We start from the raw sequence: 12,865 nt of genomic DNA, 5'->3' as shown, positions 1-12,865 counted from the left end.
TGGCCCAAAGCTCGTTTCAAATCTCTGCCAATTTCGACAGCGGCAATATCGAGGTACTGGATGCCAGCAACCCCTCGCAAGTCCTGCTGGCCATCAAGCCCGACACCCGCAGCGCACATTTCCAGTGGTTCCACTTCAAGGCCAGCGGCCTGCATGTCGGCCAGGAACACTGGTTCCGCCTGAGCAATGCCAGCAAATCCTCGTACAACAAGGCCTGGAGCGGCTATCAGGCGGTGGCCTCCTACGATCACGTCAACTGGTTCCGCGTGCCGACGATTTTTGAAGGCGACACCCTGCGCTTCTGCCTAGAAGCCACCCAGACCCACGCCTGGTTCGCCTACTTCGAACCCTACAGCCGCGGTCGGCACGACTGGCTGATCGATCAGGCACTGACCAAGGCCGGCGCCGAACTGCTGGCCACCGGTAAAAGCGTCGAGGGCCGTGACATCCAGCTGCTGCGCAAAGGCAACGGCGGCGAAGGCCGGCGCAAGGTCTGGATCATCGCCCAGCAGCACCCTGGCGAGCACATGGCCGAATGGTTCATGGAGGGCGTGATCGAGCGCCTGCAGCACCGTGACGATGCCGAGCTGAACAGGCTGCTGGCCAGCGCCGACCTGTACCTGGTGCCGAACATGAACCCCGACGGCGCTTTCCACGGCCATTTGCGCACCAACGCCATGGGCCAGGACCTGAACCGCGCCTGGCAGAGCGCCAGCCAGGAGCTCAGCCCGGAAGTGCTGTTCGTCCAGCAGCAGATGGAGCAGTACGGCGTCGACCTGTTCCTCGACGTGCACGGCGACGAAGAAATCCCCCATGTGTTCACCGCCGGCTGCGAAGGCAACCCGGGCTACACGCCGCGCCTGGCCAAGCTCGAGGAGCATTTCCGCAGCCACCTGAAACACAAGACCCGGGACTTCCAGACCACCCACGGCTACACCAGGGACAAACCCGGCGAAGCCAACATGACCCTGGCCTGCAACAGCGTCGGCGAGAAATTCGACTGCCTGTCACTGACCCTGGAAATGCCGTTCAAGGACCACAACGACAACCCCAACCCACTCACCGGCTGGTCGGGCAAACGCTCGATGCAGCTGGGCAAGGACGTCCTCAGCACTGTGGCCGACATGGTCGGCATCCTGCGCTGATCCTGCTGCACTGGCCGCGGCTCGAACCGCGGCCAGCGTCTATTGCACCGGCACCCGCCGGCAATCCTCGGGCCCGAGCAGGCGCCCGTCCGCCGAGCGCAATTCCAGCGGTCGCAGCGGCTGCCCCTGCTCGCGGTCGACCATCAGCGAATGCGCCTCCCCCGGCTCATAGAAATACGCCTCGCCCCACTGTCGCAAACCGATGATCAGGTTGAACAGGCCGTTGCCCTTCTGCGTCAGCACGTACTCCTGATAGGCACTGCCATCCGACGCCGGTAGCACCTCGAAGATGCCATGGGCCACCAGGGTGCGCAGGCGGGCGGCGAGGATGTTCTTGGCCATCCCCAGGTTGCGCTGGAACTCGCTGAAGCGGCGGATGCCATCGAAGGCATCGCGAATGATCAGCAGCGACCACCAATCGCCGATAGCGTCCAGCGAACGGGCCACCGGGCATTCGGCGCCCTCCAGGCTTGTGCGTTTGACCATGATGCAGACTCGCGACAGGAAAGTGGTTGCAATATAAAACCAGTCTCTCTACCGTACAACTGGTTTCATAACGCAACCATACTCATGGAGCCGAGCATGACCGCCGCCATCGCCCCTCTGCCATCCGCCACCATTCCGGCGTCGGTGGTGCTGCTCTTTGCCATTGCCTGCGGGCTGGCGGTGGGCAATGTCTATTACGCCCAACCCCTGCTCGATGCCATGGCCCACAACCTGGACATGCCGCGAGCGACCATCGGCCTGGTCATCACCCTGACCCAGGTCGGCTACGGCCTCGGCCTGCTGTTCCTGGTGCCGCTGGGCGACCTGCTGAACCGGCGGCGGCTGATCGTCGGCCAGACGAGCTTGTCGGTCGCTGCGCTATTGATGGTGGCGCTGGCTGCGGACAGCACCTGGCTGTTGCTGGGCATGGCCCTGACCGGGCTGCTCGCGGTGGTGACCCAGGTGCTGGTGGCCTATGCCGCCAACCTGGCTGCGCCGGGCGAACGTGGCCGGGTGGTGGGCAGCGTGACCAGCGGCATCGTGCTCGGGATCCTGCTGGCGCGCACGGTATCGGGCACCATGGCCGACCTGGCCGGCTGGCGTTCGGTGTACCTGCTGTCGGCCGGGTTGACCCTGGTCATGGCGCTGCTGTTGTGGCGGGTATTGCCCAAGGTCGAGCAACCGGCGGCGCTGCACAGCTACGGCCAACTGATCCGCTCGCTGTTCGGTCTGTTTCGCGAAGAAAAGGTCCTGCGCGATCGAGCGGTGCTGGCAATGCTGATCTTCGGCGCCGGCACCGTGTTGTGGACCCCGCTGGTGCTGCCCCTGAGCGCCCCACCGCTGTCGTTGTCCCATACCGAGATCGGTCTGTTCGGCCTCGCCGGCGCGGCCGGGGCCCTGGGTGCTTCGCGCGCCGGACGCCTGGCCGACCGTGGCCTGGGCCAGTGGACCAGCGGCCTGGCACTGAGCCTGATGCTGGCCTCCTGGTTACCCATCGCCTACACCCAGTCGTCGCTCTGGGCCCTGCTGCTGGGGGTGATCGTCTTCGACCTGGGCTTGCAGGCGGTGCATGTCACCAGCCAGAGCCTGATCTACAGCACCCGCCCCGAGGCCCAGAGCCGCCTGGCCGCGGGCTACATGCTGTTCTATTCGATCGGCAGCGCCAGCGGCTCGATCGGCGCCACCGCCATGTACGCCTGGGCGGGCTGGACCGGGGTGTGCCTGCTGGGCGCCGCGATCAATGGCGTGGCGCTGCTGTACTGGCTGTGGAGCCTGAACCCGCGCAAAGCCCTGGTGTGTGCCAGTTGAGACGGGGCCCGTGCGGTCCTTCTCGACCGCACCGCCCCCACCCTCACTCCTTGCCGCGCAGCATGCTCTCCAACACCCCGTCGCGGCGCACCCAGCCATGGAACAGCGCCGCCGCCAGATGCAGCAGCACCGTCAAAAACAGCAGGTAGGCGAGAACGCCGTGAGCCTTGCGCAGCAAGGCGAACAGCTGGGCATTGGCCGGCAGGATCGCCGGCAACTGCAGCGAACTGCCAAGCATCACCGGGTCGCCCGCCGCCGAAATCATCGCCCAGCCCAGCAGCGGCAGGATCAGCATCAGCGCGTACAGCAGCACATGGGAGGCCTTGGCCGCCACCGCCTGCCAGCCCGGCAGGTCCGCCGGCAACGGCGGTTGCCGGGTGGAAAAGCGCACGACCAGACGCACGATCACCAGCAACAGAATGGCAATGCCCAGCGGCTTGTGCAGGTGGATCAGCCATTGGTGACGCTCGGACACCGAGGCCACCATGCCGGCGCCGATAAACAGCATGGCAATGATCATCAGCGCCATCAGCCAGTGCAGCAGGCGCGCCAGTGGCGCGAAGTGGTTCGGTTGGGCGCTCATGGGCGGGACTCCTGGGCAGCGCGGGGCAATTGGTCGACTTCACTGGTGCGGCGCAGATAAGAACTGGCATAGGCCGCCGAACGGGCCGCCAGCAGCGGGTCGTCGGAGGCGGCAATGCCGCTCGGCAGCACCAGCGGGTCGTAGTTGATGTCGCGGCATTCGCCATCGTTCTGCGGCTGGCTGCGCTCCAGCACCAGGGTCCCGGCATTCAGCACCTTGCGCTCGCTGGGCCAGGCCTTGCTGGCGTCGTCGGTCGGGTCGCCCGGGTTGGCCAGGGTGATGTTCAAGCGCCAGCGCAACGGCCCCGCGGCCAGGCGCTGCACCAGGTCTTGTTCCAGGAAGTCGTTGCCTTGCGGCGCCACCGCGCCGGGCGCGTCCTGGGTCAGCGGCACCACGCCCCAGCGCACGGCCTGGCGTTGCCCGCTGGCGCTCACCAGGTAAAACGCGTTGATGCCGTTGTAGGTTTCGGTGGCATAGCTGGCCGAGGGCTTGGCGCCCTTGATCCATTGCAGGAACGGCATGGCTTCGGGGTGGGCGGCGAAAAACGCCGGCACGCTGGCCGGGTTCGGCTTGCCGGTCGCCGGGTCTGGCGCACTGGCTTGCTGCAACTGGTAAAACGCCTCGGGGGTGCCCACCGGGAACACCGGCATGCTGTTCATCCCGGTGCGCCACTGCTGGCCGTTGGCCTGGGTAAAACGCAGGGCCAGGCTGCGGATCGGCACGCTGCTGTCAGGCGCATAGGGGTTGCCGGCCGGCAAGGCGAAACGCCCGACCACCGGAGTCCGCGCTTCGTTGAACACCTGGGCGCTGGAATAACTGCGGGCCTCGCCGCTGCTCTCGAAATAACCGGCCACGCACACGCCCTTGGCATGGTTGCGGCGAAAGCCCGGATGCACGCCGTTGTTTTTCTCCAGCACATCCACCAGGGCCTTGGGGGTCAGGCGCTGCGGATCGAAGGTGCCGTGCACGTAGGCCATGGCGCCGGCCAGGGCCGCGACCACCAGGGCGATCCCGGCCAGACGCAGGCTCAGGCTGGCCGCGCTCAAGGGCGGACGATCAGGGGGTGATGGGCGATCTACCATGAATATCTCCAGGGCGCGGGCCACAGATGGAAAGGACAGGTCAGACGAACCCCGGCGGCGGTTATTCCCTGGCCCGCTATTTATTTTTCCGGCACGGGAATAACCTGCGTTGCCGGGCGTCAGGCGCAAGTGTGCTGTTGCAAGCGTAGCGACTGGCCAACGACCCGCAGGAACCCATGAACGATATCGACGAACAGCTGCGTGAAATCATCCCCCGGCTACGGCGCTTCGCCCTGTCCCTGAGCCGTCAGCCCAGCAGCGCCGACGACCTGGTGCAGGCGAGCCTGGAACGGGCGCTGTCGAGCTGGGGCGAAAAACGCCCCGAGGGCGATCTGCGGGCCTGGCTGTTCGCCATCCTCTACCGGCAGTTTCTCGACGCGCACCGCCGCTCACGGCGTTATGCGCGCATGCTGGAATTCTTCACCGGGCGTGACGACGCCCAGCCTTCGGTGGAACGCAGCGTGGTCGCGCAATCGACCCTGGAAGCCTTCGACCGCCTGCCCGCCGAGCAGCGCGCGCTGCTGCTCTGGGTCTCGGTGGAAGGCCTGAGCTACAAGGAAGTCGCCACCATCCTCGAGGTGCCCACCGGCACCGTGATGTCTCGCCTGTCCCGGGCGCGCCAGGCCCTGCGCCAGCTCAGCGACGGCGAAATCAGCAGTCCTTCTTTGCGGATACTCAAATGATCAGCCTGCCCCCCAGCGAACGCGACCTGCACGCCTATGTCGATCATCGGCTCAACGAGAGTGACCGGCGCCTGCTGGAAACCTACCTGAGCAGCCACCCGCAGCTCGCCGCCCAGGTCCAGGCCTGGCAACAGGACGCCCAGCAGTTGCGCGCGGCCCTCGGCAGCGCCCTGCAACAACCGGCCAACCCCGACCTCGACCCGGCGCTGATTCGCCAGCGCCTCAAGCGCCAGTCGCGCCGCCAGCTGGCCAGTGCCGCGCTGCTGTTGATCGCCCTCGGCATCGGCGGCCTGAGTGGCTGGCAGGCGCGGGAAATGACCCTGGCCAGCGCCCCGCTGCCGATGACCGACGCCCTGCAGGCCTACCGCCTGTTTGCCCAGCAAGGCGTCCTCCCGGCCGACCTCAAGGTCCAGGGCAATGGCGCCATGCAGGCCTGGCTCGACCGTTACTTCACCCAGGCCGAGCGCCTGCCGGACCTGCGCGAATCCGGGTTCCAGGCGGTCAGCGGGCGGCTGCTGAGCACCGATCAAGGGCCGGCGGCGATGGTGCTGTACGAGGACCAGGGCGGGCACAGGATCAGTTTCTATATCCGTCCGCCGGGACCGAAAAACTACCTGCTGCCCCGGGGCAGCCGCAGCGATGGCGAACTGCAGGCCGACTACTGGTCCGACAGCGGCTACAACTACGCCATGGTCAGCCCCAGTGGTTCGGCGGTGGCGCAGCGGCTGCAGGACACCCAGAAATTTTGAGCCACAGTGCCCGCACCCCGTGGGCCAGCCTTGAAACCGCCAAAGGTCCTTCGGACCTATCGCAGCCTTCGGCAGCGGCTACACCTCTCCCGAACGCCGTTACCCCTCCTGTAGCCGCTGCCGTAGGCTGCGATCGGCAGCGAAGCAGCCGCAGGATCTGCGCCACGCCACAAACACTTGCGACTAGCGCAATAGGGTCCCTCCTCCCTTAAAACCCCACATCCAGCACCACATTGTCGATATAGGTCCCCGCCGGCGGCGTGGCCTGGTCGGTGTAGATCCGGGCGTTGTAGTTGAACACCTGGCTGCCAGTGCCCAGGCCGTTGCCCGGGTTCACCTCGGCATCGGAACTGGCCCGCCGCGCCGCGCCCACGCTGCCCCAGCGGGTGGTGCCGGCACTCTTGAAGATGTCGTAGGCCAGGTAATTGCTCCCCGAGATCATCCGCCGCCGCCCGCCGACGCTGACGGCATGCTGGCCATCGTCCAGGCCCACGGTGTAGGCACTGCCCTTGGTACAGGCGAGGTTGATGGTCTGCCCGCTGACGGTGGCGAAGGCGCTGATCACCGGCGCACTGCCGAAACTGATATTGGGCGCGGTGATCACGCAGTCGTTGGCCACCGTCAGGTTGACCGTCAGGCTGGCGACGCCGCTGCCGATATCGCGCCCCAGGCATGCGCCCAGCACACCGATCCCCGCGCAGTAGTTCCAGCTCCAGGCAATGCTCAGGGTCTCGGTATAAATGCCGGCGGCGACGTTGCTGCCGGTGATGCTACCCAGGTAGACCGGAATGGCCTTGGCCACGGTCGGGCTGCCCAGCAGCCCCAGGGCATCGACGATGGAGTTGCGCGCGAAGTCGAACTGCACGCCGCGGTTGATGGGGTAGTTGGTGCTGTTGTCGCCGTAGATCGTATAGCCGATGACATCGCCGGTGGGGCCCAGCAGCCCGCTCTGCGAGGAGGTGATGGTGGCGTAGAAATGGTCGTTGCTGGCCATCAGGGTCGCCAACGAGCCGGTACAGGCCAGGCCGGCGTTGGTGCTGGAAGCGGACTGCGAGGTGGTGCGCACCAGGATCGAACTGAGGGTGCCGAAACTCGCCGGCGAGGTACTGACCACCGAACACAGGGCCTGGGCCGCCCCCGGCGACAGCAGCGCCATCAGCAACAGCCCCTGGCCCCAATAGCGACACAACCTGTCCATGTTCACCGCCTCCCGATTCCGTTCATGAATCCTCACTGACACACCAAAGGCCCGATCAACGGCACCTGTTCCTGCTCCGGCTCCAGGGTAAAGCTCACCTGGCAACTGCTGCCGTCGGCCAGGCTGACCCGCAGGCTGTTGTTCGGCGCCAGGTTTTCCAGGTACACCAGGCCATCCCAACCCACCACTGCCTGGGCGCCGCTCTGCTCGTGGGTCACCAGGCTGCCCAGGGGCAGCTCCTGGTGCCGGGCGTCCACCAGGACCACGCTGGCAGCGACGATGCGGGTCAAGGGGAACGCCACCAGGTAGCCACTGCCACGACGCACCGCGACCCGCTGTTCGACCAGCGGGCTCTGCACGTTGGCCGGCAGGTTCAGCGGGTCGATCTCGTATTTGCCGCGGTAATAGGCGCTGCTCCAGGGCACCAGCAGATGGCCGTTCTTATCGGTGCGTCCCACCAGCTGGTTTTCATAGCGCACCGGAATATCCCGGTAGCCGTCGGTGCTGACCACCACGAAAGCGTCGTCGATGCGGTTGGCGGCGAACACCTGATGGTCCATCCACACCAGCGAACCACTGGCATCGGCCCAACGGGTTTCGGCCTCGCTGGAACCATAGACCCCGGCCTGCAATTGCACCGACTGCAAACGCCAGGTCAGGTCGGCCTGGCGGTAGGCCGGCGCATCGCCCTGGGCATAACCGAGATTGAAGCCGACGCCCCCTTCGCTGGGCACCGCCCGGCTGTAGTTGACCCGCTGCCGGTCCTGCCCGTCCTTGCTGCGCTCGCTGCTCAGGCTCAGGCTGCCGTGAAGGTCGAACGGAATCACCAGCTGGGCCTGGACCGCCCAGTTGCTGTCGCCGATCTCGCGGTTGGCCGACAGGTAGAAACTGCTGCTGCGCCACAGCGGCTTGCTCCAGGTCAGGTTGAGCAGGCGGGTGCGCGAATCGTCCGTGGCGCGCACATCGAAATAACCGACACCGAGGCTGCCGTAGCGCTCGAGGTTGAGGCTCAGGGTCAGTTGCTCACTGCGCTGGCTGAGGCTGGCGTAGGGGCTGTCCACCACCGTCAGGTCGGCGTAGCCGTCGCGGCGCTGCATCCGCTGGTAGGACAGGCTGTAGCGCTGGCTGCTGTACTGATAACCGAGACTGACCTGCTGCCCACCCTGGCCGTCGAAGCGGCTCTGGCTGATGGCGCTGTTGAGCACGCCGAAGTTGCCCAGGCGCAGGTTGCCGCCGAAGCCGCCAAGGGTCAGGGACTGCGCCGCCTCGGCGTGGCCTTCCAGGGTCAGGTTGTCGCTCAGGCCGTAGCGCAGGCTGCCGGAAGTGACGCCGGGGCCGTAGCTGAAATCCCGCAGCGTGTAGTCGCGGCGCAGGGTCCCGGCGGCCACCGAGAAATCGCTCAGGCCTTTTTGCAGCAGGCTGCTGGTGACATAGAACGGCACGGTGGTGGACACCTGTCGCCCCAGAGCATCGGTGGTCACCACCACGGCTTCGCCGGCACCGTTGATGAACGGGATATTGGTCAGGGTGTAGGGCCCCGGCTGCAGGTCGGCGCTGCTGGACTTGTAGCCGTTGATAAACAGGTCCACCGAGGACGGCACCGCCGCCTCCCCAGCGAACTGCGGCAAGGGGTAGGTCACCAGGTCCGGGCGCACGGCAAAATCGCGCGACAGTTGCACACCGCCCAGGCGCACCGAGTTGCTCCAGGGCAAGGCGCCACTGACCAGGTCGCCGGCCTCGTAGGTCAGCAAACGCTCGTCGTCGGAGTAACGCCAGGTGGTGTCATAGCGCCGGTAGCCGTTGTTCAGCGTGCCCTCGCCCAGGCCGGAAAAGGTGCGCCGGTACTGGCCGGTGTTGGACAGGGTGCCCCAGCCGTCGAACAGCCGCACCTCGTTCCAGGCCGCCAGGTAAGTGCCGGCATCGTCAGTGTCGTTGAGGTACAGATCGTAATTGAGCAAGGCGCCGAAGCTGCTCAGCGCCGGGGTTCGTGGATAGGCCTGGCGGCTGCCGATCAATTGCTCCGGCAGCCAGTCCGGCGGCACCTCCAGCAACAGCCGCTGGCCCTGGCTGTCGTAGTCGCTGTGCAGCCCTTGCAGGCTGTCGAGGGCGACCTGGGCGTCGAGCCCGTCGGGCAATTTCATCCCGCTTTCCCGCAGGGCCTGGGCCGGTACGAACAGGCGTCCGGCACGTTGCTCGACGGCGATCACTCGCCCGGTATTCATCTGATTGACCACCAGTTCCAGAAACAGCTGGGCATCGCTGATCGCTTCCATGCCGCTGGGCGGCGGCGGCAGTTCGCCACCCAGGCTGCCGGAGGCGAACACCCAGCAACACAGCCCGCTCACCGCCCACCCCGGGCGCCAGAAACGACGAGCCGCGCCGAGGTTCATTGAAGCGTTACGCCCATCGATGGACACCTTTCTTCCATGGCTTGCAGTGACTGCCGCTACCGGTCAGCCTGAATCGCCGATCGCCGGACAGCCCCGCAACCTTGTCTGCCCGCAGCGGTAGATGGCCTCAGCGGGCCGGCGCAACGTTCTGCACCTGCGGCGCGCCATTGACCCGCACCTGCAACGCCGCGTCCGCGGTTGGCGCGGCGGGCACCGGCCAACGCATGATCGCCCCCGGCAGCACGTAGCCCAGCAGCCCTTCCACCAGCGGCCGGGTCTGCCCCGCCTGCTTGAGCGCCACGTCGGTCAGGCGCGCATGCACCGCGCCCTGGTTGCGTACCTCGACGTAATTGCGGCCATCCACCGCCACCTTGCGCCAGCTCAGCTCGGGCACGCCGGCGCTTTTCGGATCACGCTGGCGAGTGCTGTCTTCCTTGCTCCAGAGCCCGGCACCGTAGGCGAACAGCGGCACCGAATAACGCATCTGGAAACGGATGGCCGCCGCCGTCTTGCCCTCGCCTTCGGGGATCGGCGGCTGCGCCAAGGGGATTTCATCGATGATGATCCGGTAGGCCAGCTCCTGGCCGGGCGGGACTTCGCGGGTCCGGGTCAGGCGAACCAGTTGCCTCTGCCCGGGCGCGATCTTCGCCACCGGCGGGCTGCCGATCACCTCCCGCTGGTTCTGGTACTGGTCCTCGAAGCCGCTCTGGCTCCAGGCAAAGACCCGGATCTGCAGGTTCGCGGTTTCCGTGCCGCGGTTTTCCAGCCACAGCGCGCTGGCCTGCTGGTCGGCCTCCAGCACCGGGTCGATCGGCCAGATCAGCACCGAACTGGCGGCCCTGGCCTGAACCGCCCCCAGCAACGCCATGGCCAGCACGGCACAACCAACGACCTGCAACCGCCGGGAAGTCGAATACATACCGCTACTCCTTATGGTCTTGCCCCATCACCACGACAGCTGCACCTGCAGCACATCGCTGTACGTCCCCCCAGGCTGATTACCCGGTAATTGCACCTGGCCGTAGATCGGCAGGCTGATGTTGTTCGCGTCGCTATAGGCCACCGCCACGCTCTGGCCGATGCCCAGGCTCTGGCTGAATGCCGCGTCGCGAAACAGCTGATAAGCCACCCGCGCACTGCCGCCGTCGAGCTGCATGTGCCGTCCGCTGCTGTTGTACTGGCCGCCGTCGACGCTCATGTTCAGGGTTACCCCCGGCGTGCATTGCAGTTGCACGCTGTTCGCCAGGGCGACCTGCAGCGTGCTGGTGGACAACGCCAACTGGCTGCCGAAGTTCAGGTTGCCGTAATTGCTCACGCCACCCACCACCAGGCACCCGGCGACCACCGTGGCGCTGACCTGGAAGCTCTGGCTGGTCACCGCCGCCAGGGGCAGCGGCAGGCTGCTGGCACCGAGCAGCACCAGCACCGCGCACGCGTGACGGGCCATGGCGTCAGAAGGTCAGTTCGACGGCGACGGTATCGGTGTAGGTGCCCGCCGGCAGGCCAGCCTTGCCGAGCGCCTTGCCGTAGATATTGACGGTCTGCGCCACGCCGGTGCTGGTGGCCAGGTTGATAACATCGTCGATGGCCAGGAGCTGCGAATGCCCGGAGTCGGTGTACAAGTCGTAAGGCACGAAGTTGCCGCTGCCATCGGCCAGGGCCCGGGTGCCGCCGGCGGACTGGCCGTCGTGGGCGCCCGCGCGGACCTTCACCACCGGGCTGGTACCGCTGGAACAGAGGATCGACAAGGCCCCGCCGCCGCCACCGAGCACCTGGGCCGTGGCCTGGGTGAACAGGCTGTCGGTGGTGCCGAAGTTCAGGGCGCCGAAGTTCAGGCCGCTGCTGCCGCCCGCGCCATTGACCTGGCAACTGCTGGTGAGAATCAGGCTGGACGTGATCTGGCCGGTGACCGTCGCGGCCTGGGCCACGGAAAACATGGCCAGTCCAAGCAGCGACAAGGCGATCCGGGATACAAGCATGTGCATGACATTCGTCCTCTTTGGGTTTACCAATCCAGCGTCACCGTCAGGGTGTCGGTGTAGACCCCCGCCGGTAGCGCATGGCTATTCGCGACCACCGAGCCAAACACCGGGATCGGTACCTGGGCCCCACTGGTAACGGCGAAATTGCGTTGCTGACCGATGCTGTAGCTGTCGCCACCGGAGGCATCGAGGAACAGCCGATAGGCAATGGTCTGGCGACCATTGCTCAGGCGCCGGGTGTTGCCGTCGCCATTGCGGCCGCCGTCGATGGTCACGGTGAAACCGGTCACCGACGGGTTGCAGGCCACCTCCAGGCGCCCGCTGCCGCTACCGCTGACATTGGCTCTCAGGGGCGCACTCCAGGTCGGGCCATGCTGGCCGAAATCCAGCAGGCCGAAGTCGTCGACCGGATTCTCGGGCGTGCGGGTCGCACCATTGGTCACTTCACAGCCGGCGATGATGGTCAGCCGCGCGTGTATCTGCCCGCTGATCGCCGCTTGCGCATCGCCAGCCGGAAGGAGCAAGGAACCCAGGGCGGCCAGCGCCCAGCTTCTGATCGTCATCGCCGCCCTCCTGGAGCCATGGGTTCTCTCACCTTGACCGCCCTTGGTGCGCGGTCTCCCTGCGCTGCCCGGACCCACCGGGCAGCTCCCGCGCCGCCACTACCAGGTGACCGTCACTTTCAGCAGATCGGAATAACGGCTGACCCGCGGGATCTCGGCCAGCGGCTCGATCCGCCCGTACAACGGCAGGTCCACCGAACCCGAGTCCGGCACCCGGCCGCTCACCGGCACATTCACCGGCAGCGGAATGCGCCGGGCCGCGTCCTGGTACAGGCGATAGGGAATGGGCTTGCTGTGTGCGGCACTGCCGGCCAGGTAGCGCACTTCGCCGACACCCCCGTGTTGCCCGCCATCGACGCGCACTTGATAAGGGGTGTCCGGGTTGCACTCGAGCCTGGGCAGGCGAGTGTCGAGCAACGCCGCGCTGAGGGGGCCGGCGGGGTTGTCGAGACGCGGGCTGCTGCCGAAATCCAGCACGCCCAGTTGCTCGGCGCCGGCGTCGCGCTGCTGTTCCACCAGCTGGCAGCCACGCTGCACGTCGACCCGGACCTCCACCTGGAGTTCCACGGCCGATGCTGTCGCGGCGAGCAGCATGCTCATGACTGCAAAAAACCGGCTTGCCATTCAACGCCTCAATCCTTTTGAGGAACGATAGGTACAGCTCAGGTTAGTCAGCGCCAGGGAAATCGCCAGCGC

Annotated in this window: 14 protein-coding genes; 4 read left to right on the top strand and 10 right to left on the bottom strand. The window is 66.5% G+C overall.

Annotated features, from left to right (window positions below; genetic code table 11):
* On the top strand, window positions 1-1,145 hold a 1,145-nt coding region (locus J4E58_RS17755), incomplete at its 5' end, for a M14-type cytosolic carboxypeptidase (protein ID WP_259334341.1).
* Between the two features lie 39 nt (window positions 1,146-1,184).
* On the opposite strand, the gene J4E58_RS17750 is transcribed toward J4E58_RS17755, so the two are convergent.
* On the bottom strand, window positions 1,185-1,631 hold the full coding sequence (locus J4E58_RS17750) for a helix-turn-helix domain-containing protein (RefSeq protein ID WP_085534093.1): 447 nt from the start codon (window positions 1,629-1,631) through the stop codon (window positions 1,185-1,187).
* 96 nt (window positions 1,632-1,727) lie between these two features.
* Here J4E58_RS17750 and J4E58_RS17745 point away from each other — a divergent pair, with 96 nt between their 5' ends.
* Entirely contained in the window at window positions 1,728-2,939 is a 1,212-nt protein-coding gene (locus J4E58_RS17745; protein ID WP_087091644.1) for an MFS transporter, read from the top strand.
* A gap of 43 nt (window positions 2,940-2,982) precedes the next feature.
* Here J4E58_RS17745 and J4E58_RS17740 read toward each other — a convergent pair whose 3' ends face one another.
* The gene (locus J4E58_RS17740) at window positions 2,983-3,522 is read right to left on the bottom strand and encodes a cytochrome b (RefSeq protein ID WP_087091645.1); all 540 of its coding nucleotides are present in this window, start codon (window positions 3,520-3,522) and stop codon (window positions 2,983-2,985) included.
* Entirely contained in the window at window positions 3,519-4,604 is a 1,086-nt protein-coding gene (locus J4E58_RS17735; protein ID WP_087091646.1) for a catalase family peroxidase, read from the bottom strand. The genes J4E58_RS17740 and J4E58_RS17735 overlap by 4 nt, the downstream gene beginning before the upstream one ends.
* A 176-nt stretch (window positions 4,605-4,780) precedes the next feature.
* Between J4E58_RS17735 and J4E58_RS17730 the strand changes: the two genes are divergently transcribed.
* Together J4E58_RS17730 and J4E58_RS17725 are read left to right on the top strand one after the other, a co-directional pair.
* Window positions 4,781-5,287: an RNA polymerase sigma factor gene (locus J4E58_RS17730; protein WP_087091647.1), complete on the top strand. Its 507-nt coding sequence runs from the start codon at window positions 4,781-4,783 to the stop codon at window positions 5,285-5,287.
* A complete protein-coding gene (locus J4E58_RS17725; RefSeq protein WP_087091648.1) occupies window positions 5,284-6,036 on the top strand; it encodes an anti-sigma factor in 753 nt (250 codons plus the stop codon). Before J4E58_RS17730 ends, J4E58_RS17725 begins: the two co-directional genes overlap by 4 nt.
* A 208-nt stretch (window positions 6,037-6,244) precedes the next feature.
* Here J4E58_RS17725 and J4E58_RS17720 read toward each other — a convergent pair whose 3' ends face one another.
* The 7 genes from J4E58_RS17720 to J4E58_RS17690 all read right to left on the bottom strand — a co-directional run bounded on the left by J4E58_RS17720 (window position 6,245) and on the right by J4E58_RS17690 (window position 12,793).
* Window positions 6,245-7,234: a spore coat U domain-containing protein gene (locus J4E58_RS17720; protein ID WP_007923592.1), complete on the bottom strand. Its 990-nt coding sequence runs from the start codon at window positions 7,232-7,234 to the stop codon at window positions 6,245-6,247.
* 32 nt (window positions 7,235-7,266) lie between these two features.
* Complete coding sequence (locus tag J4E58_RS17715; protein ID WP_007923591.1) at window positions 7,267-9,624, bottom strand: fimbria/pilus outer membrane usher protein; 2,358 nt, start codon at window positions 9,622-9,624, stop codon at window positions 7,267-7,269.
* A 127-nt stretch (window positions 9,625-9,751) separates the two neighbouring features.
* Window positions 9,752-10,543, bottom strand: a complete 792-nt coding sequence (locus tag J4E58_RS17710; RefSeq protein WP_087091649.1) for a molecular chaperone — start codon at window positions 10,541-10,543, stop codon at window positions 9,752-9,754.
* 27 nt (window positions 10,544-10,570) lie between these two features.
* Complete coding sequence (locus J4E58_RS17705) at window positions 10,571-11,071, bottom strand: spore coat U domain-containing protein (protein ID WP_087091650.1); 501 nt, start codon at window positions 11,069-11,071, stop codon at window positions 10,571-10,573.
* Window positions 11,072-11,075: 4 nt separating this feature from the next.
* Window positions 11,076-11,609, bottom strand: coding sequence for a spore coat U domain-containing protein (locus J4E58_RS17700; protein ID WP_087091651.1), 534 nt, complete (start codon window positions 11,607-11,609; stop codon window positions 11,076-11,078).
* Between the two features lie 20 nt (window positions 11,610-11,629).
* Window positions 11,630-12,169, bottom strand: a complete 540-nt coding sequence (locus tag J4E58_RS17695; RefSeq protein WP_087091652.1) for a spore coat U domain-containing protein — start codon at window positions 12,167-12,169, stop codon at window positions 11,630-11,632.
* A gap of 99 nt (window positions 12,170-12,268) precedes the next feature.
* Entirely contained in the window at window positions 12,269-12,793 is a 525-nt protein-coding gene (locus J4E58_RS17690; RefSeq protein WP_087091653.1) for a spore coat U domain-containing protein, read from the bottom strand.
* Between the last annotated feature and the right edge of the window lie 72 nt (window positions 12,794-12,865).

This window comes from Pseudomonas sp. FW305-25 (genome assembly GCF_017351415.1).
Classification (GTDB): domain Bacteria; phylum Pseudomonadota; class Gammaproteobacteria; order Pseudomonadales; family Pseudomonadaceae; genus Aquipseudomonas; species Aquipseudomonas chlororaphis.
Note: the sequence above shows the minus strand (reverse complement) of the source record. Positions and strands in the feature narration are given on the sequence as shown.

Coding starts and splice junctions, on each gene's coding strand:
- J4E58_RS17750 (WP_085534093.1), bottom strand. CDS start 1,631: ATGGTCAAACGCACAAGCCTGGAGGGCGCCGAATGCCCGGTGGCCCGT.
- J4E58_RS17745 (WP_087091644.1), top strand. CDS start 1,728: ATGACCGCCGCCATCGCCCCTCTGCCATCCGCCACCATTCCGGCGTCG.
- J4E58_RS17740 (WP_087091645.1), bottom strand. CDS start 3,522: ATGAGCGCCCAACCGAACCACTTCGCGCCACTGGCGCGCCTGCTGCAC.
- J4E58_RS17735 (WP_087091646.1), bottom strand. CDS start 4,604: ATGGTAGATCGCCCATCACCCCCTGATCGTCCGCCCTTGAGCGCGGCC.
- J4E58_RS17730 (WP_087091647.1), top strand. CDS start 4,781: ATGAACGATATCGACGAACAGCTGCGTGAAATCATCCCCCGGCTACGG.
- J4E58_RS17725 (WP_087091648.1), top strand. CDS start 5,284: ATGATCAGCCTGCCCCCCAGCGAACGCGACCTGCACGCCTATGTCGAT.
- J4E58_RS17720 (WP_007923592.1), bottom strand. CDS start 7,234: ATGGACAGGTTGTGTCGCTATTGGGGCCAGGGGCTGTTGCTGATGGCG.
- J4E58_RS17715 (WP_007923591.1), bottom strand. CDS start 9,624: ATGAACCTCGGCGCGGCTCGTCGTTTCTGGCGCCCGGGGTGGGCGGTG.
- J4E58_RS17710 (WP_087091649.1), bottom strand. CDS start 10,543: ATGTATTCGACTTCCCGGCGGTTGCAGGTCGTTGGTTGTGCCGTGCTG.
- J4E58_RS17705 (WP_087091650.1), bottom strand. CDS start 11,071: ATGGCCCGTCACGCGTGCGCGGTGCTGGTGCTGCTCGGTGCCAGCAGC.
- J4E58_RS17700 (WP_087091651.1), bottom strand. CDS start 11,609: ATGCACATGCTTGTATCCCGGATCGCCTTGTCGCTGCTTGGACTGGCC.
- J4E58_RS17695 (WP_087091652.1), bottom strand. CDS start 12,169: ATGACGATCAGAAGCTGGGCGCTGGCCGCCCTGGGTTCCTTGCTCCTT.
- J4E58_RS17690 (WP_087091653.1), bottom strand. CDS start 12,793: ATGGCAAGCCGGTTTTTTGCAGTCATGAGCATGCTGCTCGCCGCGACA.